A 20,876-nucleotide genomic window follows, 5' to 3' on the forward strand; every position below is an offset into this window, starting at 1 on the left:
TTTTGTGTCTATACAAAAGGTTCAAATGATGGGATTGGAGGGATGTGTATGCTTAATCAGCAGTCAGGCAAACATGCCGGAGATGTACTGGGGGACCGGTACAAGATTGTTACTGTACTTGGAAGCGGGGGGATGAGTACTGTTTATTTGGCAGAAGATTTAAGGCTCGCTGGCAAGCGTTGGGCAGTGAAGGAAACAAGGACGACGGAGAAGGAGGCTCTTGCTTGTGTGGCTGAGGCGGATATGCTGATTCGATTGAACCACCCGAATTTGCCGAAAATTGTAGATTTTTACCCGGCAGGCAATGAGGGCTTCAGTTATCTGGTGATGGATTACATCGAAGGGGAGACATTGCTTCAACGCTTTGAGAGACAGGCCAAGAGGATGCCGGAAGGTCAAGTTATCGGTTATGCATTGCAGCTTTGCGATTTGTTTCAGTATTTGCATACCCGGAGACCAGACCCGATCATTTACCGCGACTTGAAGCCGACTAACTTAATGATCGATGTAGAGGAGCGGGTGCGCCTCATAGACTTCGGCATTGCCCGCAGCTTCAAAGCAGGGCAGATAGCCGATACAGTAAGCATCGGGACGATAGGCTTTGCCGCCCCTGAGCAGTTCGAAGGGAGGCAGACGGACTCGCGCACCGATCTGTACGGGCTTGGTGCGTTGATGTACTTTTTGTTGAGCGGCGGTCAATATTATTGTGCCGCCTATAAGCGCCTTCGTGAGCACGACGCGGGACTCTCGGCGAGCCTCACAGCGCTCGTGGAGAAGCTGCTGCGCACTGAGCCCGGCGAGCGCTGCCAGACAGCCGCGGAAGTGCGCAGCGAGCTGCAGCAGGTGCTGGCAGTGCAGCGTGCGCACGACGGCGCAGCCGCAGGCGCGGAGCGCCGGGCGCCGGGCAGCGGCGCAGTAGCCCGTGGGCACGCGCGGGCCGAAGCAGCCGCGGCTGCAGGCGCTGCGGGCATGGCGCAGCCGCCGCGCATAATCGCGGTAGGCGCGCTGTACGCCGGCGCCGGCGCGACATTCGCGGCGCTGGCGATAGCCCGTGCGCTGCATGGGCTAGGCGTGCCGCACGCGGTGCTCGAGCCGCCGGGGCGGCAGCCGGAGCTGTACGCGCTGCTGTACGGCGAGAGGCATGCGCCCGCAGGCTATCGCTGCTACAACGAAGCGGGCGGCGGCGAGCCGCAGTGGGCGGACGGCTGCACGCTTTGGCTTCCAGCCAAAGCGCTTCCGTACGCACAGCCCGCAGACTCAGCAGCGCCGTCCGGCAGTGGACGCAGCGCCGACGGCACACCGCTTCCCTACGGCGCAGGCAGGGTAGCTGACGCCTCGGCTTCGTCGGCTTACTACCTCCAGACCTACGGGGGTCCGATCATGGGTGACGCTCTCTATGCGCCTAGCATAGGCCCTGGCTCGGGCACATATCGCCATGAGAATAACGGTTCAGGAAGTGGTCTTCGCGGAGCGCAGGAATACTGGCTGGAGCTATTTGAGGGCTTGGCACGACCCGTCATTCTTATTGATATCGGCTCCGACTGGCAGGGCCCTGCTGCCAGAGAGCTGCTAGGGATAGCTACCGAGTTGGTTTATGTAGCCGATCCTCTGCTGCACAAGCTGGAGCTGCCATCGGCAAGGCGCAACCTCCGGCTCCTGAGTGAGCTTCGGCAAGTGGGCAAGGCTGTTTATGGCATTGCTAACAAAGCCGTTGCATCAAGCCATACCGCTCACTGGCTGCGCGTTCTACCGGAGCAGCCGGTGTGCCTGCTGCCAGCCATTCATCAGGGTAAGCTTGCCGAGGCAAGCTGGCTGGGCGTTTTGGCGCAGGAACGGCCTGGCGTCAAACAGCCGTTGAACAGGGCGCTGCACTCATGGCTGCTCAGTTTGCTGCCGCAGACCCGGGGGCAGGAAAAACCGGACGGAACTAAACGGATGCTCAATAAATTTCTGAAAAATGGATAGAGCGGGAGGAGGGCATGATGAGCATTGGTTATAGATTCCTTTATTACATTTTAGTTATTGGGTTGTGCTTATCCGGTCCCGCTTTATTAATTGGCTGGAAATGGATGATTGAGCCGAATTGGGGGACGGTTGAGGTCATACAGGCCGCACGTTCGGTAGACCGTGGGGTCCGGTTGTCGGAAGCTGATTTGAAGATGGTGAAAATAAAAAAAGATCAGCTGGTCGACGGTGCGGTGGTCAGAATACCTTCCGCACTTAAACAAGAGACCGCTCGTGCGATTCGGCCCAATGAGCAAATAACGGATGCGATGCTCAATACGAGTCATCTGCTTCCTGCGCCGAACGAGTGGAATATGCCGCTTCCTGCGGAATGGGTGTTTGGCAAGCCTCCCGGAAGTCTGCTGCGAGGTGATCGAATTTCTCTTTTGCCGGTGCTGAAGGAGGACATTAAACGAGCGGGTGAGCAAACGGCAGAGCAGACGTTGTCCAAAGAGAAGCTTATACAGTTGGAAGTGCCTTTCGAGGAGGAGAAGAAGCTGCAGGAAATCGTGGTGAGCTTTGCCAAAGGTACGAATAATCAGGAAATTGCTGCTTCCGATGACCGAAAGAAACCAACTGGCGCTGTAAGTACTATAGAGCTGATAGTGAATGACGAGCAGAAGGAGCTGATTCGTAAATACGGTACCAAGGGATATCGGTTTCTGGTTGTCTATCGATAATACTACAGTAAGGGAGGCGAAGGATATTTGAAAATGTATGCTGTGTCAGCAGACCGGAGGCTCCTTGAAGCACTGCGATTGTCCAGGCACTATGATTCGGTGACATCTGTTACTAAAGAAATGGTGTCCGTATTGCTGATGGACGAGAGTGAGCAAGGTTGGGATCCAGAAGAGAAAAGCTCCTCTTTCCTTCAGGAGGGTAACCAAGGTGGAGCAAAAGGTTTAGAACTGACTTCCAACAGGCACGGTTCGGGAAAAGAACGTACTGGAACTGCTATCGTTCATGGAGATGTATGGCTAGTGAGCGATACTCTGTTGGATATTCACGAGGCAGTCGCTCTGCGCAGACGGTACCCGGCCAATAGGCTCATCTATATGCTGAGCAACCACGCAGATACACTTGCGCTTAAAGCAGTACAAACCCTTTGTGCTGCACATGGCATGCATTATGTACTTCCGTATCGGACACCTGAGCAGGTGGCGGAGGAAACGGCAGGAATATGCTTGGACAGAGAAAAAACGGTCAGCAAGGTGATAACTGTAATCGGGGCGCTCCCGCAGACGGGGTTAACCTCAAGCTTGATCGGCTTGGGGGTTATGCTGTCGCGCTTGAGTGGAGTCCGTATCGGCATATTGGGGATGAATGGCTGGAATCCTGGAGATAGCGGCTTGCGCTATAACGCCAAATATTTGGACGAGCTGTGGGGCAGCTTGCAGGGGAAGCAGCTTCAAGCTGCCGAGCTTCACAGTAAGATGCAGCAGCTCGCTCCAAGAGTTCATTATATGGCAGGAAATCGGGATTTAAAGAAGCTTTACTATTACCAGACAGACGGAGTTTCCTGGCTTATTGAGAAAGCCCGGGAATGCTTCGATATTGTCTTGATAGATGCAGGCAGCTATGTGGATCATGCTTTGGCTGCACAGAGCATTCATGTTTCCGATCTGCTGTTGGTCCAGATGCACCAAGGCCAGCAGGCGAGGACACAGTGGCGCCGAATGCATGAGCATATTTTGCAGCCTGTGTTCCGATGGAATGAAAGACAGACGATGCTGCTTTTTAACAAAATGCACCGCTCCCCTAATTTCGAGAATGAAAAGCAGCTGTCGCGTCAGATGGATATGTCCTACATAGGCAGTCTTCCTTATGTAGCATCGTTTCACCGAAGCGAGGCGGAGAGCAACCTGCTAAACCTGCATTGGCCAGAGTATGATAAGGAGCTGCAAAAGGTAAGTCAGGCGATCATGCATTATTACTCTCTGCCATCGGTGGGGGTTGAAAAGGAAGTGAACCGCGGCCATTCGCAAATACTGCAGGGCAGGGAACGAAAAGTGTCCTGGTTTGGCTGGATGAAGTCGGCAAGGGAGGCTTGAGTTGATGGGCGACGAGCCTTTACCTCTAACTTTACCTTTAACAAGATTTCAGATTGGTCAGTATCGCCCGGACAGGGCAAGCGATCCTGCTGCTGAAATGGTAACTGCGGCATCTGTTGTCCAGCAATCGCAGGAAGCTGTGGCCGCTTCCAGAAAAGCTGCATTTGAGCAGGCTTGTCTGGCATTTAAAGAAATGTCCGGAGCCCGCTTTAGCCATGCTGTACATCGTGGCGATGCGGCTAGACAGCAATCAGGCCGGACATCCGTTGATGAAGCGGAAGCCTTTGTTGAGCTGGAAAATAAAGCTATTATCGGTGTGCCCGAAACGGTGACAACCATAATGGAACAGATTCAGTCTTATGTTGAACAGCATGGCTTGCATCAGATGGAGCTGCCTGATTATTATTGCGGTCTTAGAGCATTCGCACGCGCAGAACAGAAATGCTATTCCGAAATCACACACGCAATGTTTCATGAGATTTATGGATTCAAAGCTCTGGCTTGCTGGCAAAAGTACCCGGATAGCTACGCGGCGCAAGTGATAGGGACTGCTATTTGGATTCATCATAATGGCCGGCATGAGCGGATGCCGTTTCAATTCGCTTCCACTCAGGAGGTGGACAAAATTATCCGGGCGCTGACACGGCAGAAGGAGGATGCCATCGTTAATTTGTACAATACGACTCTGGAGATCGATTTGTACACAGGTGAACGAGTTACGCTGACGGTCAAGCCTGATGTTCGGCATGATGTAATCACGTTTCGCCGATTTCTGATCGGGCGTGTGACCGTGGATGATTTAGCGGATGAACGGCGCAGAACCATTCCCCTGGAAGCGGCTATGCTGCTGAAAGGAATTTCCAAGACGCATTGTAATTTCATTGTCGTCGGGCCACCAGGCACGGGTAAGTCTACAACTTTGAAGGCGATGCTTGCTGAAAGGGCCGATCATTACACGGGCGCAATCATTGAGAAGCATTATGAGCTGGCAGCAGGACGCGATTTTCCAGAAAAAAAGCTGATAGAACGCATAACACATGAAGGTACTTTTCATCATGCAATGGATCAAGTACTGCGCATTGACGTCGATTATGCCATCATCGGGGAAGTTCGGCGTGTGGAGGCAGAGGGGGCGATGCTTGCTTGCGAAAGACTGCTCAAAGGCTTTGGCAGCACTTATCATACCTGGAAGCCGGAGACATTGCCCTCTCAGTTTGCAAGGCTGCTGTGCAGCTTAAATCCTGGCGTACGATTTGAAGAGGAGGAAAAGCGGGTCGCTGAAAATATTGACCTGTTAATTGTTCAAACTCAGGATTCAAGCCGTACCCGTAAAAGAATCAAGAGTATTATGGAGCTTCGATACGATCGCTACAACGGCGAGATCAGTACGCATGAATGGATGCGATGGGATGAAACGAACGATACATGGAGCTACTGTGATGATATTAGTGAGCGGCTGATTAAGGAAATGCGTGAGGTTCATCCTGAGTGGGCCGAGCTTACGTTAGCACTGCTTCATCGATTGTCTGAAGCTTCACCGATCCCGGCGGCGAAGGGAATCATTGTTTATAATCCAGCTGCTGCGAATCCACTGTCCCGAATAGACAGTTCCTTGCAACGGATGGTTGCATCCTCCTTCACGGGCAAAAGGGATTGTTGATGGTGGAAGAGGCATTGCTCATGCCAGGTTTCAGAACCCTCTATTGATTAGCTGTTGCTGTCAGTCATTACTTTATTGCTATGAACACAAAGTAAGGGAGGCAGGCTTAGTGCCGGCAGCGTATACCGTTATCAATATCGCCTTACTTGGGGCGTCAGCTCTTCTATTTACATGGGGGATGTATCTGCTGCTGCATCCATTGCTGGATTACATGAGCGCGCTGCTTCGTACCGAACGCAGGCATCGTTCAGGAATGAAGCTGCTGCAGGATCAGCGTCTTCGTCAAGTGAAGCTTGCTGGGCTTATCGTGGTTTACCGGAGGCTTATGCGTGAGCTGGAGCTGCTATTGAAAGCGACGCAAAAAGAAGACGTTAACGTTTCTGTTCAAAGGTTCATATTGCTTACCATTTCCTGTGGTTTATCTGCCGGGCTCATCAGCTATTTCTCAACTTATGATACTAGATTTAGCCTGTTTATAATGGGGCTCACGAGTATCCTGCCGATCATGTACTATCGCTTAAAGCTTCGCAGCTTGCAGATTCAAAGCGGTTATGATCTAGCTGAGGTTGTCGGTATTTTAACAAGCAAATATAAGGTGACACGCGGTAATATGCGCATAGCTCTGCAGCAATCATGCCTCGAAATCGATTCGGGACCTATCCGACGCCACTTTATGAATTTACTTAGAGAGGAGTTAAATTATGTGGAATCGAGCGAAATGGAGAAAGCGGTTGAAGAATTTATTTACAGCATTCAGACATCCTTTGCCAAACAACTGGGCTTAACGATACTGAAGGGGCTGCTGCGCAACGAGAATGTCGAAAGCACCCTGATGGCTATTGATAAAAACATTCACAAGCAGATCGATATGCTGCGAGATGAAGGCGACTCAAGCTCTGAAGTCATACAGCTAAGCTGGCTTCATGTAATTTTATTTCCTTTGCTTTTGCTTATGATGGTTGTGTTTATGGGTTATAACAGCACGGTGTATTATCAGTTGGGAACGGAGCAGGGGCGGTTTTGGTTGACAGTGACTGTTTGTTTTATAGTGGGGTCGCTGATGCTTGCAGTGTGGTTTCGTCGGCCGCCTAATGATTATTAAATCAACTGTTAGGAGGTCTAACAACGCTAATGGAATTGCGGCAGCACCTGTACATGCTCTCTGGCGTGGGACTAAGTATATTTATTTGCTTGCTTTATGTGTGGGCCGCTTATTTGGTGCACCGCAGGCTTCGAACACCTATTTCGATCAAGTATATGTCACGTCTTCAGTATATGCGCCTTAAAAGCTGGCTGAATCACCCTGAGCTGGAGCGCCGCTTGGAGCATACAGGCTACCCGCTGAAGCTGAATGCATTGAAAATCCAGTCGATTCGCTATGGTTTAGCTTCGCTGTGGCTGCTGAACAGCTTGTATGATATGACTGCTCGCTGGGAGGCGTTATCAGTGCCAACCCTTCTAATGTATGTCTGGGGACCGGTTGTATTGCTTTTGCTGACCAATACGAAAGCTTCCTTGCTAACTTATTTTTTAAGCAAATGGAAGGAAGTCGATGACGGCGAAAAAAACCGTGAGCTATTTATGATCTACAGTATGATAGCCGACGAGCTCAAAGGGATTGGACGGCGCAGGCTTAACCTGCATACTTTGCTGACCAAGCTGCGTGATTATACGGTACGAATCAAACCGTCGTTGAACAAAGGATTACGTTTGTTTGATGAGGGAGCGCAGGCAGCTCTGCATGTGATAGCAGAGGATATAGGCACGCGGGAAGCGAGGGAGCTGTGCAAGCTGCTGGCCGATTTGGAGCTTACTCCTCCCGAGGAGATATCCGCATTGGTAGATGCGAGGGAGGAGAGCTATACCCAGATGCTAAGGGAGAATCGCCGCCGCAGGCGCAAGTTTTTCGGGAACATTGCCTATGCGGTTGCCTTCAGCCCGCTGCTCATCTATTTGTGGAATGCACTTAATATTGCCCAGCAATATGTAACGGATTTGGCTAAAAGCACGAATCATTTTGGATGATAAACAGAAGGAGCGAATGAATCATGAAACCGGCATTGGAGAAGTTTTTGTTAATTGCGGCAACCTTGGCTGCTATTGGGCTGTTTGTTTTTGTTGCGATGTGGAGCTCTATCAAGGAAAAAAAGACGCAAATGGACGATTTGTTCAATAACACGAATGTTCCAACCAGCTTTTATTATGAAAAAGAGATGATGGATTCTTTAATTGCACTTACGTCATTTGCATCTGCATCCATCGATAGCCAATCAGAAATTAATTCATCTCCGTTGCCGGCACCCAATTTGGCAGTATGAAAACCGCTTTGGTAGAGATGCTGACGGTATACATTTTGCTGCTGCTGCTCTTTCAGCCGGTTTTGCATGATATCTACTCGACAAGAGCGAATGCGGTAGAGATGGTGCTGGATAGCGCAATACAGAAAGCGGCTAACGCTGATAATGGCCATTTTACACCAGAAATTATCGCTCAAATGCGCAATACGCTGGAGCATACTTTTTTACTGGATGGCAATGATATTCGCTTCATTGGTACGACGGAACTAACGCCAAGAGGCGAATATATTGAAGGAACCTTGTCTGTCAAAAGCACTCCGAGATGGCTGCTGCGTACATTGTTCGGCAGTGTGGATCGGGAACCGCCCGAAATTGTCCGTTATGCCAAGCAAATGAGCGAGGCGATTGTGCGATGAATGATTTATGAATCGGGCATTGCTGTTGATGTTTGTTGTGCTTCTATTTTTGTATACGACAGGCTTTGAAGCCGACCGATATATAACCGTTACTACTCACAACCGTCTCAAGTTTGCATTAAATCGTGGAGGGCATGACGCTTCGCTGCAAATCAATAAAGAACTGCTCGCGGAAGGGGAAATTGTCTTTACAAGACTTTCAGCGAGGCATGCTTTTGAGAAAGCATTGCAAAATAATTTGCAGCTTGGGCTGGATGGAGCTCCGTTAGTGGGAAGCTTGCTGAGCGATCCCCCAATCATTGTGTTTGAGGATTACGTGGATGACCATACACCAGGCGCGGACTTTCCGTTTAATTATGTCAATGAGAGCGAGCACATCGTAAAAATGTTAAAAGGACCCGCTGTTATTTATAAGGTGAAAGTAAAGCTCCCGCGCCATCATGCGCTTTCTTATGAAGGTGATGTATACAAGACAGTTATTTATGAATACCGATTTGATTAAATGTTTCCAGATCTAAAGGAGGTGCTATGTTGAGATCAAGCTCATTTTCCAAGCGTTATAGCTATTATGGCTTGAGAATTTTAAGTGTTGTTTGTCTCGTATGGTTGGCATTCCCTGAATTAGCGGCTATGGCTGCAGCTTCGACTCCGCCTTCTCCAGGAATGATTCGAGTAGAGAACCGATTGGCAGGGACACAAGATGTCGTCACCGTTACCGGCTTATCAGCCGGAGATATAGTTAAAGTATACGCTGATGCAGGTGCGTCTTCTCCACTAGGCAGTGCAACTGTCAGCAGTGGTTCAACAGGAGCAAGCGTGACTATAGGTCAGCTGGGAACGGCGGCGGGCTATGTGTACGTTACAGTGACGCAGCCTCCTTTTTCGGAGAGCAGGCGTACGATTAAGCTATATTCCGCCGAGCCGTTATCGGTTGCTCCCTCAGCAGCTTCGATCCGTGCTATCAATCATGCGAGCGGAACTTCGGATCAAGTTGTAGTGAGGGGACTGCATGCAGGCGATGTCGTTAAGGTTTATCGCGATGCACAGAAAAACGAGCTTCTCGGAAGTGCTGCAGCAGCAGTCGGAACTTCCGATGAAACAACGGTGTCTGTAGGGCAGCTTGGAGCAAACGAGGGGATTATTTATATTACGGTTACGGTACCAGGCCAAGGAGAAAGCAGGGTTGTGGAGAAAGCACATCCGGGAGAACAGCAGACAGCTAAACCGGCTTTGGGCGATATCCGTATCATGAATGAATATGGTGGTACGGGAGATCGTGTTGAGGTCAATCGAATTAACGGTGGAGATGTGGTAAAAGTTTATGCCACTGAGCGGGCTGCGACCCCAATAGCTCAAGCAGCCGTGCCTTCAGGAGCGGACAGAGTGAATGTTATATTACCGCAGCTGGGAATAGGCGAAGGTACCTTGTATATTTCTTTGACGCGCTCCCCCATGCTGGAAAGTGCACGTGTATCGAAAAAGTATCTTAATGAACCTGTTACTCCTGCTCCTGCACCAGGGATGATAGTTGTTACGAATGAAAATGAGAATACAGATGACAGGGTGGAAGTATATGGCTTGTCACCTGGCGATAGGGTCAAGGTGTACCGGGATGCGACTACAGCTACTCTTCTGGGCACATCGGCACCTGTATCTAATTCTACGAGAGCAGCCGTAGCCATCCCTCAGCTAGGCAAGCAAGGAGGTACCGTTTATATTACAGTAACTTCTTCTTCCAGAGGTGAGAGCATACGTGTTGTCAAAACCTTTGCTGCAGAGAATGCCAGTAAAGCTCCGGAGAGAGCTGATATAAAAATTCAAAACGCTGTTGGTTCAGATGATGTAGTGACCATAAATGGACTTCAGTCAGGAGATAGGGTGAAGCTGTACTCAGAGGAGGCCTCAATGGTTCCTATAAGCAGTGCACTAGTAGCTGACGGCGCAACCTCAGTCACCATACGCACAACTCTACCCCTCACGGGGTATGGTGTCTTGTATGTCACTGTAACCCATTTAAACGATGAAGAAAGCGTTCGGGTATCCAAGATATACCCTGCTGAACCCGTCTCGCTTCCTGTCTCTCCCTACCAAATCAGGGTCATTAACAATATGTTGGGTTCTGGTGACGATGAAGTAAGTATCTTGGGACTTAGGGAGGGCGATAGAATACGCTTGTACTCTGATGCAGCAGCAACCATGCCAATTCAGACGGAAGAAGGGGGCAATGCTGAGGCTGCGGTTGGAAATGGTGAGTCGTCCGTAACGATTAACCGGTTAAAACTTGAGTCTAAGGGGGGTGTGATGTATGTCACGCTTACTTCCAACGAAAAACGCGAAAGCAGCCGAGTAATGAAGGTATATGAAGCGGAGTAAGAAAGAAAAGATACATTCGTTCTCGGTTCTCCAAAATCCCAGAGTTGCAATACTCAACTCAATAATAGATGGACTTATAGGGAAAGGGCGATATAAGATGAGTAAATCCAAAATCCGTATGCAGAGAAACCGGCTAAAGCTGATGTTTGCTGCTTCTTCCATAGTTTTAATGCGTAGAATTGTTTTTTTAACAACTTTGCTTTCATTACCGGTTGTTTTGTTGTCTGCAGGAAGTCCATTATTGGCTGCGAGTAAGCACGATGAAATTCATTTTAGCGATGTTGAGGGGCACTGGGCTGAGAAACCTATTATCGAAGCGGTAATTAGCGGTATTGCATCAGGGTACGAAGACGGAACCTTTAAACCGGATCGGGTAGTGAGCCGTAGGGAATTTACTGCTATGCTTGTGTCCACCTTGCGGATTCCACTTGTTATTGCATCTTCAAAAAACGAACAGGGGACGGATGACCCATACCTGCAATCGCTTCAGGATGCAGGCATATTGCATGAAGGCGATTTTCCTGTTGAAGAAATAGATAAGGGGCTGCAGCGTTCGGAAATGATGAAGCTTGTTGTAAACGCTTTGGAGCCGGAAGCGGCTTTCGGGCAGCCGGAAGAGATTAAGAAAAAAGCTCAAGCCGCCGGGCTGCTTGAAGACGATCAAGTAGGGCAAGCTGCTTCAAGCTCGCTTGAAGCGACAGCAACGAGGGCTGAAGCCATTATTGTGCTTCAGAGATTGCAGAATTTGCTTGGACTCGGTTAACCGGATCATTTTTCACCTATTCTATATAACTTTAGCAATTGTTATCCCACGCTCAAATCACTTATTCGAGGTAGAGTAATGTTGAAAGGATGTAATAGATGAGTTACTCTTATTTTAAATATACGATAAGAGGAGGCTAGTACATGGCTTTTTTCGATTGCCACTTTTTCTCGGAAACGCTTGGTGTTTCAGCATCCATGCATGTGATTTTGCCGCAACAGACGACTCGGCAGATCGGCATGGAGGCTCAGGCTGTTAAGGAGAAGCACCCAACGTTATACTTGCTGCACGGACTATCAGACGACCATACAATTTGGATGCGTAGAACCTCCATTGAACGGTATGCTGCGGAATACGGATTGGCCGTGGTTATGCCTGCGGTAAATCGGAGCTTTTATACCGACATGGCTCATGGATATAAATACTGGACTTTTATAAGCGAAGAGCTGCCCGCTTTGGCCAGATCCTTCTTTCCATTATCGGAAAAGAGGGAGGACACATTCGCAGCAGGGCTATCGATGGGAGGATACGGTGCTATCAAGCTTGCTTTATCTTGCCCGGATCAGTTTGCCGCAGGTGCAAGTCTGTCAGGCGCAGTCGATGTGGTAAGCTTGGCTAACGAGAGGGACCCGGTTGAGTTTGGCAATATGTTTGGCGATCTCGACCAAATCCAAGGCAGTCGGAATGATTTATTCCATTTAGCCGAAGAACTGGTGCATCTCGAAGGACCTCGCCCTAAGCTTTACCAATGCTGCGGTACAGAGGATTTTCTGTATGAGGGCAATGTGCGTTTTCGCGAGCATTGCCGCAGCTTGAACTTGGAATTGACCTATGAAGAGGAGCCTGGCACTCATGAATGGGGTTATTGGGACCGGAAAATCCAATCCGTACTAAAGTGGCTGCCGATTCGTTAATAGACAGGCATCAGGAGGGACTTGCATGATCAGCGAATTTATTATGCGTATACAACGGCTTCAGGCTCGGCTGCAGGAGAAGCGGATCGACGGCTGCATGATTACACAAAACGTCGATATTTATTATTTTGCAGGCTCCATGCAATCAGGCTATTTATTTGTCCCTTCTGCAGGGGAAGCTTTATTTTTTGTGCGCCGCAGTGTAGTAAGGGCACAAGGCGAAGCGGCGGTGCAGGTAGAGCCGTTAGGCTCCTTCCGAAGCTTTGGCGATCGGCTGGCGGACACTTACCGCGCCATATTCGATGATGCCGCCTCATCATCGCGCAAGCTTCGGCTGGCCGCCGAATTTGACGTGCTGCCGGTGCAGCAGCTTCAGCGGCTGGAAGCGGTACTGCCTGGAGCCGAATGGGTGGATGGCTCCATGCTTATACGCGAGCTGCGAATGATTAAATCCGCAGCAGAGCTTGCGTGCATCCGAGAAGCTGCGCGCGTGATCGATCTGGCCTTCAACGATGCTGTGCAGACTCTTCGGCCTGGCACTACAGAGCTTGAACTGATGAGCCGCATCGAGCTGTTCATCAGGCGGCAAGGGCATCTCGGGATTATGCGCATGCGCGGATATAATCAGGAAGTTATCACCGGCATGGTGGGTGCCGGCGAAGCCGCCGCGATGCCGACCTATTTTGACGGTCCGGCTGGTGGCCAAGGGCTTAGCGCTGCAAGCCCGCAAAGCGCCGGCCGCAGGCCTATCCAACCCAATGAGCCGATTCTAATCGATATCGGCTGTTGTATAGAAGGTTATGTCATCGATCAGACGAGAACGGCTGTCATCGGCACTTTGCAAGATGAGCTTGTCTTCGCATACGATACTTCCGAGCAGATCATCCGCAGCGTAGAAGAGCGCCTGAAGCCAGGCACTATCTGCGAGCAGTTGTACATGCATTCGCTCCAAATGGCTCATAAAGCAGGACTAAGCGATCATTTCATGGGATACGGCGATGATCAAGTGAAATTTCTTGGTCACGGCATTGGTCTGGAAATTGATGAGCTGCCAGTGCTTGCCAAAGGCTTCAGCTATCCGCTTCAGCCGGGAATGGTCATCGCCATTGAACCTAAGTTTACGTTCCCTGGTCGCGGTGTTGTAGGAATTGAAAACAGCTACGTGATAACTGAGAATGGTTATGAAAAGCTAACTGTCACACAGGAAGGTCTAATTGTATTGTAATAATCGTTCCAAATGAGGCTGCCTCTAGAGTCATTTTTGGAAATTACTGCCTCACTTTGGTCGTAACCATGCGGTTGCAAAAGAACCTTTAATTCCACTTTTACAGTGGAGTTGAAGGTTCTTTCTCTTTTGCACATTATAGGGTATTGCTTGCCTCGTCAGAAAAGCTGCTTTTTCATCATACACCACTCAACGATAACAATATTCACAACCAAGCCAATCCAAATATTGACCTCCAAAATATTCGCTATCATGGACTCGCGCCCGCCAGGGATAGTGAATCCATGCAGCGCGGCATAGAGAAGGATACACAACGGGACGATCAGGCGTGCTGTTACCGCGACCAGAGTAATTGCATAGCTTCGCACCATCCATAGCCTATGTGCATCGAATTGTTTGCTGCGGGCTGTTCGGTACCCTTTCCAGACGGTAAACAGCCACAAAATACATAAGGTAAGAAAAGCGAGCGCTTTGACGAAGCTTGTGATATACAGCGTAATAACAAGCCCCAGTATCCCGCTTATGCCTATGCATATTACGTATAAACGGCCCAATGTCCGGTGAAGCACAGGTTGTCTGGCGCGTAAGCCCTTGCTGAATTGAAAGGGACCTGAAGCCAGCGCGATGAATGCAGTGATGATATGGGCTACCAACACCAAGTAATACCAAGAGAAGGCAGGATTGAGCGCGACTCGGCTGTTTTCCGGGTTCAAGGTCATGTAGGGAGCAGCCGCAGCAATTCCAACGGCAATGGAAATTCCAAACAGAAGGTACCAGCCTGATTTATGCTTCATAAGTGCAGCAGCACTCCTTTCGATAGAAAGCTCCCTCCTCACTTTAGCATCCGTTTCTAAACAGACTGTAAACCATTTCTTAAAAATTGATAAAAAGCATGGCTGCAAGTTCTGCTATTGGTACATTCAGTCAAGCATCATCTTTATTAGAACTAAGACCGAAGCCGGAGGCAGGGTTATATAAGGAATGGTTTTGCTTTGAATAAGGGAATGCTGCCGTTAGCATTGTCCAAAACATGGATATCGCCGGTGTGACAAGCTTGTTTTTATGGCGAATGGCATAAATGTATCGCTCAGGAGTCCAACTGGGAATAGAACGGACCGCAAGCTTACCTTCCTTCCAATCGGATTCTACTGAAGCTTTGGAAACCATTGCATAGCCCATATGGTGGTAGACGGCAGCTTTCATCGCTTCAGACCCTGAAACCTCCATGGAAATGTCAAGTGAAATGCTTTGCTGCTCAGCCCAGCTGTCAATGAGCTTGCGGCTGATGGAGCCAGCTTCATGCGATATGAATGGATAGGCGGACAAAATTTGCGGAGTCAGCTCCTGTTCCTGAGCAAGTGGATGCTGCGGATGGAATATGACGACGAGATCATCCTGAACGAGCGGTTCGTAAACCAGATCGGGATCGTTGATGCTAGTCTGGGATATGATCCCGAGGTCAAGCTCATAACGTTTAATTTTTTCCACAATGTAAGGAGCTGGTTTGACATCAAGCAGAATCGCCAGGCGGGGATATTTATTTTTTAGTTCACCGAGCAAGGGTGGCAGCATATAGGTTGCGGGTGTATGTGTACTTCCTATGGACAAATGCCCCTTCACCATAGCGCGGTGACCATCCATCAGCGTAGCAATTTCTGCCGACATGGCGCTTATTTGTGAAGCGTAATGATACAGCTCTTTCCCGGCTTCCGTCAGCTTGATAAGATGAAAAGATTTTGTATGAAACAGAGCAACACCCAGATCTTCCTGAAGCTTATTTAAATGAAACGTTACTGTTGGCTGCGTAATTTCCAGCTTTTCCGCCACCAGGTACAATTTTTGAAGCTGTACAGCCAACACAAATACTTTCAACTGCTGTAAGTTCATCCTCTTCCTCCTGAGTCCCTGCCATCCCACATGTATGTAAAGCAGCGCCTAATAAAAATAGATACTATCTATAATATCATATATAACATAGATATTATTTAATTTTCTGTTAACGTACCGATAATCTTAGGATGAATTTCACTCTTTATACTAAACAAAGTAAGCAGATCCCCAATGGATCAATTCAATAGACGGAGGAAATTATGAAAACGAAATTTATCGGATTGCTGCTTTGTTTAAGTGTATCAATCGCTTTAACTGTTACTGGCTGTGGAAACACGGGTCCGCAGTCGACATCAGCAGCTGTTGGCGGAGGGACAGAGGGGAAGACCGGCAAAGGGGCAGAAGACAGCTCGGAGGATACGGGTAAAAAGATTTACTTATACGGCAACGATTTTGTCGATCTTATCGCACCCAAATTTACGGAAGCTACCGGTTTTCAAATGGAGGCCGTACATTATGGTGGAGGGGAAGCATTGGCCAAAATTGAAGCGGAGCAGGGTAATCCTCAATGGGATATTTTGATGATGGACGGGCATGGCTCGGTTCGCAGTTTGGGCGATCGGGATTTCCTGATGAAGAATTGGAAGCCGGCCAATCTGAATGGATTGAATGAATACGGAGCTTCACTCGTTCCTCAGGACTATGCTTATTTCCCAATCGGTATTCACGCATCCGCCGTCATCGCTTATAACACAAAGCTAGTTCCGGCTGATAAAGTGCCGAAAACCTGGGATCAATTTTTTGCTTATCAGGGACCGGTTGGTCATGCAGATCCTGCTGTAGCTGCCCCTGCGTATCCTCTTGTCTCGTCTTTCTTTCACAAGTGGGGGATTAAACAGGCGGAGCAAATGTATACGCAGCGGTTTAAAGACGGCATGCGGGTTTATCCGAAGAACGGCCCGGTAGGCAAAGCGCTTCTGAGCGGAGAAATTCATATGGCGGCACTGCAAGAGCACAATGCTTATGAATTAAAGCTGGCGGGCGAGCCTGTAGAGGTGGTTTGGCCGGATGAAGGAGCTCCGGGCAGCTTGCGTGTCGTCGCGATCAATAAACGGACGAAAAATCCGGCTGCAGCCAAAGCGTTTGTCGAATTTATGCTCAAGCCGGAAACGCAAAGCCTTTTAACTTCGCTTAAAACGACGGATAGCTTTTTTACCCCGCTTGTAAAAGGTGTACAGATGAGAAAGGAACGCAGGCAGGACGGAACGTTTCTGTTGCCTCCGGCGGAGTGGGCGGCCAAGAATGAAGTGGAAATAAAAACCTGGTTCGCCGATCAAAACGTAAAGTAGGGGTAACAGTCGATGAATTCTTCTGAAGCGCGTTGGGGAGGCGGGGTCACCCTCCTCTTGTTCGTTTTCATTTTCTTGCCTTTGCTTGCTGTGCTGATAAACGTTGTATTTCCCGGCTTGTTTTTTGGAACCTACCAGTACAATGGGCTAGGTATGGTTGCCGAAATTTTCAATCGCCCATTGTGGCGACAATCTCTCTTTAATTCCGTGACGCTAGCCTTAGGTGCAGCAACGCTTGGCACCGTTATCGGAGGGGTGCTGGCCAATGTTCGGGCGCAGTGGGATTTTGCCGCTGCCCGTCTGTTGGATGGCGCATCCTGGGTGCTGCTGATAGCTCCTTCGTTCATGATAGCCCAAGGCTGGGTGCTGTTTGCCAGTGCGGACGGGCTAGTCAACCAATGGCTCGGCTGGACATGGGTGACTTCGTTTATTTTTCAACCAACGGGACTTGTGTTTGTTATGGCGTTAAGCAAATACCCGCTCGCTTATCTCGCCATACATGCGGCAACGGAATGGAATGTCCGCCAATTCGGACAAGCGGCGCAGCTATGCGGTGCAAAGCCGTTTACGGTTTGGCGGACGATCCAGCTCCCTTTGTCCATGCCCTCCTTTCTGGCGGGCTGGACGCTTGTTTTCATGGATACGGTAGGCGATTTTGGACTTCCTGCTGCGTTGTCTACCGTCTATAAATTTCCTACGCTGCCGTATTCGATTTATTCAGCTATCTATCAGTCTCCTGTGCGCTTTGACATGGCTGGAGTTTTGGCTTTTTACTTGGTGCTTATACTAGGAGCCGCGATGCTTATGCTTGTAATCGCTATTCGCCGTTCCCGGTTTGATTTTCTGAACGCAAGAGCGGTTCGAATGGTCAAGAAGAAACCCCGTCGGGTGTGGCTGGCGAATTTGACGTTAGGCGGATTTATCGCGCTCTGCCTTGGTATTCCGATAGGAACGAGTGCCGCCGTATCTTTCTTAAAGCAAGCTGGAGGCGGTATCACGGCAGCTAATCTGACGCTGGGCAACTATGCGGAGCTATTTGCCGGGGGAAGCGGGGATCACCGGACACTCGGCTATTTGGAGGGAATGACCCATTCATTGACGATCGCTGCGGTTGCGGCTGTTTTAAGTATGGCAATCGGATTCATCGTTGCGTATGTTCTGAGTTTTACCGAATTCCGGTTCAAGGGAGTTATCCAGTTGTTTTCCATCGTTTCATTGGCTGTTCCGGGAGTTGTACTTGGAATCGGGTACATTTTCATATGGAACCAGAAATGGCTTGAGCCGATCGGGCTTCATCTGTACGGTACGCCGTCGCTGCTTGTCATTGCTGCCATTGCCGGTGCCATCCCCTATGCTGTTCGGCTGCAGATGGGAGCATTCGCGAACTTGTCGAGCTCCATGCTGAAGGCGGCAGCCATTCAAGGAGCAGGTATATTCGACAGGATGAGGCATATTGTACTGCCGCTTGTCCGTCAATCACTGCTCATCGCTGTGTTGGCTGCATTTGGTACGGGCATCTTCGATCTGGCTCTCGCTTCAATGCTCCAGCCGCCCAATTATGTGCTTATGCCTCTCGTCATCGATCGTGCATTCGAATTTTCACGTTATGGCTACGCTACTGCAGCTACGGTTTGTAGTGGAGGAATAGTCGTTGTTTTGCTCCTATTGTTGCAATTTTTAGGCAAGCGGCTGTTCAACTATTTTGACCGGAGATAGGTAAGCAAGCAGGTAAATGAATGATGAATTTCTCAGGAGGTTTTGAATTTGAGCTTTGTTCTTAAGCTGAAGGATGTTAGCAAATCTTTCGGTCAACAGCGGATTTTAAATCCTATTTCGTTTGAGGTCGGTAAAGGAGAGCGCATCTGCATTCTCGGACCATCCGGATGCGGCAAGTCAACGCTGCTTCAGATTGTAGCTGGTCTTCTGCGCGCCGACGGCGGGGAAGTGTCGATAATGGGGAAAACGGTCGAGAACGGCTCTCTGTACATTCCCCCGGAGAAACGCCCTATCAATATGGTATTTCAGGATTACGCGCTTTGGCCTCATATGACGGTCAAGCAAAACATTGAGTACGGGATGAGACGAAGAAAGACGGAAGCGGCTGTTATGAATGAACGATTACAGCGGCTGCAGGCACTACTCCGTTTGGAAGGTCTTATGGAGAGGCTGCCGGCCCAGCTATCCGGGGGTCAGCAGCAACGGGTAGGGATTGCCAGGGCGATTGCAACGGAACCGGATTTGCTTCTCATGGATGAGCCCTTATCCAATCTGGATGTCAAGCTGCGGACGGATATGCGCAATGAGCTGGCCCGACTGTTGGGCGAGCTGTCCATTGCTTCGCTCTATGTTACACACGACCGGATGGAAGCCTTCACGCTGGCTGACAGAATACTCGTATTGCGCAACGGCAATATTGAGCAGCTGGCAGAACCGCGTGAGCTGTTCGAAAAACCGGCAACTCCGTGGGTTGCCCAATTAATGGGCTATCATAACCGGCTAACCGGATATTTAGCAGAAGGTGGAGCACCAGGTGCTCATTTGGCGGGAAGCCGAATATCCGGAACAGTGATGGCTGCCGGCACCGGTAAAGGAGAAGCTATTATTATGCTGCATCCCGAATCTATATTTGTCTGTGAAGTGTCAGATGTTGAAAAAGGAAATTGTTTACCGGTTAAAGTTGTTCAGTGCATCTATGAAGGCACATGCTGGAGATTAATCGTGGAGACGAAGGATGGACAGCCGGTGCATGTATTTCATGACAGAAGGGTGGAAACGGGCGAATGGCTGGAATTGTTTCTTCAACCGGAGCGGGCGATGATCTACGCGAATTCCTCCGGAGCGGTTGATGGGTAGATTGCTTGCGGTTTCAGACATACACGGATATGGGTGGCTGCTGGAGGGACTTCTCAAGCATGCAGACTATAATTCCGCTAAGGATCATCTTTATTTGTTGGGGGATTATGTAAATAAAGGTCCTGATTCGGCAGGCACACTTGAGCTGATCCGCAAACTAATGGACGGGGGAGCGGTTGCCTTACAGGGAAATAACGAACGCAAATGGCTGCACTGTATTCCGGATCAATCAGTGGACCCCGCTCAGCTTATATCGTTTATCTCCAGCCTTCCGCTTGTTGCCGAATACGGACCTTATTTATTCGTCCATGCAGGATTACGTCCGGGCGTGCCGCTTAATGCGCAATCCGAAAAGGATTTAACGGAAATAAGGGATGAGTTCCATCATGCTCCGGTTGAACGAGGGCGGATCGTAGTTTTTGGACATACCTCAACCTTCCGCTTTGGAGTAAGTCCGGACGAAATCTGGTTTGGATATGGTAAGATTTGTATTGATACAGGAGCTGGGCATGGGCATTATTTAAGTCTTGTCGATTTGACGAATGGCATTCAATATTATGTTTCCGTGCTGTCTCCGCATACAATTCGAACTGCTTTACTGCAGCCGCTTCGCCGGTAATGAACCGATTTCCTTAGACGCTCTGTCATTTAACCTAACTTTAGGGACCCGTATGACCGCTTGGCTTCATAGAATCTGCTAAAGAAAGCTGTTATACTGTTGGTATACTTTAAAGAGGTGAAAACAATGGCGAAAAAAAGAGTGCAGCTGACTCCCAAGCCAGCTTCCGAGGACAAACCCGTCACTTTGAAGGATTTGTTAAATCCCGAAATTGTGGGGAAGCTGAAAATGCAGGCTGATGAGATGAAGGCAGCTGAGGAAAAGCGCAAGGAAGAAATACGCAACCAAGCCGCAGAGGCGCGTAAAGCCGAACAGAAGCGTCTGGATAATGATTTCGGGCATCTGCTTGAAAAAAGTGGGATGGACTGGAAAAATTACAAATAGCAGCTAGTTAATAAGACAAAAAAAGAGACCCACCAGCAACGGGCTGTGTGGGTCTTCAATATATATATATCAAAAAAGGGGTCATAATTAGTATAACCGCATTTTATTAAAATAAGATGTGTACAACATTTCATTTAT

At 49.3% G+C, this 20,876-nt stretch carries 20 protein-coding genes; 18 read left to right on the top strand and 2 right to left on the bottom strand.

The genetic code is table 11. The features are described 5' to 3' along the window. Positions 1-48 precede the first annotated feature (48 nt). From NV381_RS32050 to NV381_RS32110, 13 genes are all read left to right on the top strand, one after another. Complete coding sequence (locus NV381_RS32050) at positions 49-1,965, top strand: serine/threonine-protein kinase (protein ID WP_258217379.1); 1,917 nt, start codon at positions 49-51, stop codon at positions 1,963-1,965. Between the two features lie 14 nt (positions 1,966-1,979). After that, positions 1,980-2,684, top strand: a complete 705-nt coding sequence (locus NV381_RS32055; protein WP_258217380.1) for an SAF domain-containing protein — start codon at positions 1,980-1,982, stop codon at positions 2,682-2,684. A 27-nt stretch (positions 2,685-2,711) separates the two neighbouring features. After that, on the top strand, positions 2,712-4,055 hold the full coding sequence (locus NV381_RS32060; RefSeq protein WP_258217381.1) for a hypothetical protein: 1,344 nt from the start codon (positions 2,712-2,714) through the stop codon (positions 4,053-4,055). Positions 4,056-4,059: 4 nt separating this feature from the next. Beyond that, the gene (locus NV381_RS32065) at positions 4,060-5,715 is read left to right on the top strand and encodes an ATPase, T2SS/T4P/T4SS family (protein WP_258217382.1); all 1,656 of its coding nucleotides are present in this window, start codon (positions 4,060-4,062) and stop codon (positions 5,713-5,715) included. 109 nt (positions 5,716-5,824) lie between these two features. Further along, a complete protein-coding gene (locus NV381_RS32070) occupies positions 5,825-6,817 on the top strand; it encodes a hypothetical protein (RefSeq protein ID WP_258217383.1) in 993 nt (330 codons plus the stop codon). A 29-nt stretch (positions 6,818-6,846) separates the two neighbouring features. Continuing rightward, positions 6,847-7,740: a hypothetical protein gene (locus NV381_RS32075; protein ID WP_258217384.1), complete on the top strand. Its 894-nt coding sequence runs from the start codon at positions 6,847-6,849 to the stop codon at positions 7,738-7,740. A gap of 23 nt (positions 7,741-7,763) precedes the next feature. Then, complete coding sequence (locus NV381_RS32080; RefSeq protein ID WP_258217385.1) at positions 7,764-8,033, top strand: hypothetical protein; 270 nt, start codon at positions 7,764-7,766, stop codon at positions 8,031-8,033. Further along, a complete protein-coding gene (locus NV381_RS32085) occupies positions 8,030-8,428 on the top strand; it encodes a hypothetical protein (protein WP_258217386.1) in 399 nt (132 codons plus the stop codon). The genes NV381_RS32080 and NV381_RS32085 overlap by 4 nt, the downstream gene beginning before the upstream one ends. A gap of 7 nt (positions 8,429-8,435) precedes the next feature. After that, entirely contained in the window at positions 8,436-8,930 is a 495-nt protein-coding gene (locus tag NV381_RS32090; RefSeq protein WP_258217387.1) for a hypothetical protein, read from the top strand. Between the two features lie 26 nt (positions 8,931-8,956). Next, positions 8,957-10,801 carry a hypothetical protein gene (locus NV381_RS32095; RefSeq protein WP_258217388.1) on the top strand — a complete coding sequence of 615 codons (1,845 nt, stop codon included), beginning with the start codon at positions 8,957-8,959 and terminating at the stop codon, positions 10,799-10,801. Positions 10,802-10,898: 97 nt separating this feature from the next. After that, a complete protein-coding gene (locus NV381_RS32100; protein ID WP_258217389.1) occupies positions 10,899-11,564 on the top strand; it encodes an S-layer homology domain-containing protein in 666 nt (221 codons plus the stop codon). 143 nt (positions 11,565-11,707) lie between these two features. After that, positions 11,708-12,478, top strand: coding sequence for an alpha/beta hydrolase (locus NV381_RS32105; protein ID WP_258217390.1), 771 nt, complete (start codon positions 11,708-11,710; stop codon positions 12,476-12,478). A 25-nt stretch (positions 12,479-12,503) separates the two neighbouring features. Continuing rightward, positions 12,504-13,703: a M24 family metallopeptidase gene (locus NV381_RS32110; protein WP_258217391.1), complete on the top strand. Its 1,200-nt coding sequence runs from the start codon at positions 12,504-12,506 to the stop codon at positions 13,701-13,703. 158 nt (positions 13,704-13,861) lie between these two features. Here NV381_RS32110 and NV381_RS32115 read toward each other — a convergent pair whose 3' ends face one another. Further along, positions 13,862-14,497 (bottom strand): DUF2306 domain-containing protein, encoded by a 636-nt coding sequence (locus NV381_RS32115; RefSeq protein WP_258217392.1) that lies wholly within the window; start codon positions 14,495-14,497, stop codon positions 13,862-13,864. Between the two features lie 130 nt (positions 14,498-14,627). Continuing rightward, complete coding sequence (locus NV381_RS32120; RefSeq protein WP_258217393.1) at positions 14,628-15,590, bottom strand: LysR family transcriptional regulator; 963 nt, start codon at positions 15,588-15,590, stop codon at positions 14,628-14,630. Positions 15,591-15,793: 203 nt separating this feature from the next. Between NV381_RS32120 and NV381_RS32125 the strand changes: the two genes are divergently transcribed. The 5 genes from NV381_RS32125 to NV381_RS32145 all read left to right on the top strand — a co-directional run bounded on the left by NV381_RS32125 (position 15,794) and on the right by NV381_RS32145 (position 20,738). After that, positions 15,794-16,882, top strand: coding sequence for an extracellular solute-binding protein (locus tag NV381_RS32125; RefSeq protein ID WP_258217394.1), 1,089 nt, complete (start codon positions 15,794-15,796; stop codon positions 16,880-16,882). A 12-nt stretch (positions 16,883-16,894) separates the two neighbouring features. Then, positions 16,895-18,598 carry an ABC transporter permease gene (locus tag NV381_RS32130; protein WP_258217395.1) on the top strand — a complete coding sequence of 568 codons (1,704 nt, stop codon included), beginning with the start codon at positions 16,895-16,897 and terminating at the stop codon, positions 18,596-18,598. Positions 18,599-18,646: 48 nt separating this feature from the next. Further along, positions 18,647-19,735, top strand: a complete 1,089-nt coding sequence (locus NV381_RS32135; RefSeq protein WP_258217396.1) for an ABC transporter ATP-binding protein — start codon at positions 18,647-18,649, stop codon at positions 19,733-19,735. After that, positions 19,728-20,354, top strand: a complete 627-nt coding sequence (locus tag NV381_RS32140; RefSeq protein ID WP_258217397.1) for a metallophosphoesterase — start codon at positions 19,728-19,730, stop codon at positions 20,352-20,354. Before NV381_RS32135 ends, NV381_RS32140 begins: the two co-directional genes overlap by 8 nt. 126 nt (positions 20,355-20,480) lie before the next feature. Continuing rightward, complete coding sequence (locus NV381_RS32145; RefSeq protein ID WP_258217398.1) at positions 20,481-20,738, top strand: YqkE family protein; 258 nt, start codon at positions 20,481-20,483, stop codon at positions 20,736-20,738. Positions 20,739-20,876: the final 138 nt, after the last annotated feature.

The organism is Paenibacillus radicis (ex Xue et al. 2023) (assembly GCF_024722015.1).
GTDB lineage: Bacteria > Bacillota > Bacilli > Paenibacillales > NBRC-103111 > Paenibacillus_S.

Bases quoted from the DNA above. Each gene is read 5' to 3' on its own strand.
- NV381_RS32050 (WP_258217379.1), top strand. From the start codon at position 49: ATGCTTAATCAGCAGTCAGGCAAACATGCCGGAGATGTACTGGGGGAC.
- NV381_RS32055 (WP_258217380.1), top strand. From the start codon at position 1,980: ATGATGAGCATTGGTTATAGATTCCTTTATTACATTTTAGTTATTGGG.
- NV381_RS32065 (WP_258217382.1), top strand. From the start codon at position 4,060: ATGGGCGACGAGCCTTTACCTCTAACTTTACCTTTAACAAGATTTCAG.
- NV381_RS32075 (WP_258217384.1), top strand. From the start codon at position 6,847: ATGGAATTGCGGCAGCACCTGTACATGCTCTCTGGCGTGGGACTAAGT.
- NV381_RS32080 (WP_258217385.1), top strand. From the start codon at position 7,764: ATGAAACCGGCATTGGAGAAGTTTTTGTTAATTGCGGCAACCTTGGCT.
- NV381_RS32085 (WP_258217386.1), top strand. From the start codon at position 8,030: ATGAAAACCGCTTTGGTAGAGATGCTGACGGTATACATTTTGCTGCTG.
- NV381_RS32090 (WP_258217387.1), top strand. From the start codon at position 8,436: ATGAATCGGGCATTGCTGTTGATGTTTGTTGTGCTTCTATTTTTGTAT.
- NV381_RS32095 (WP_258217388.1), top strand. From the start codon at position 8,957: ATGTTGAGATCAAGCTCATTTTCCAAGCGTTATAGCTATTATGGCTTG.
- NV381_RS32100 (WP_258217389.1), top strand. From the start codon at position 10,899: ATGAGTAAATCCAAAATCCGTATGCAGAGAAACCGGCTAAAGCTGATG.
- NV381_RS32105 (WP_258217390.1), top strand. From the start codon at position 11,708: ATGGCTTTTTTCGATTGCCACTTTTTCTCGGAAACGCTTGGTGTTTCA.
- NV381_RS32110 (WP_258217391.1), top strand. From the start codon at position 12,504: ATGATCAGCGAATTTATTATGCGTATACAACGGCTTCAGGCTCGGCTG.
- NV381_RS32115 (WP_258217392.1), bottom strand. From the start codon at position 14,497: ATGAAGCATAAATCAGGCTGGTACCTTCTGTTTGGAATTTCCATTGCC.
- NV381_RS32120 (WP_258217393.1), bottom strand. From the start codon at position 15,590: ATGAACTTACAGCAGTTGAAAGTATTTGTGTTGGCTGTACAGCTTCAA.
- NV381_RS32125 (WP_258217394.1), top strand. From the start codon at position 15,794: ATGAAAACGAAATTTATCGGATTGCTGCTTTGTTTAAGTGTATCAATC.
- NV381_RS32130 (WP_258217395.1), top strand. From the start codon at position 16,895: ATGAATTCTTCTGAAGCGCGTTGGGGAGGCGGGGTCACCCTCCTCTTG.
- NV381_RS32140 (WP_258217397.1), top strand. From the start codon at position 19,728: ATGGGTAGATTGCTTGCGGTTTCAGACATACACGGATATGGGTGGCTG.
- NV381_RS32145 (WP_258217398.1), top strand. From the start codon at position 20,481: ATGGCGAAAAAAAGAGTGCAGCTGACTCCCAAGCCAGCTTCCGAGGAC.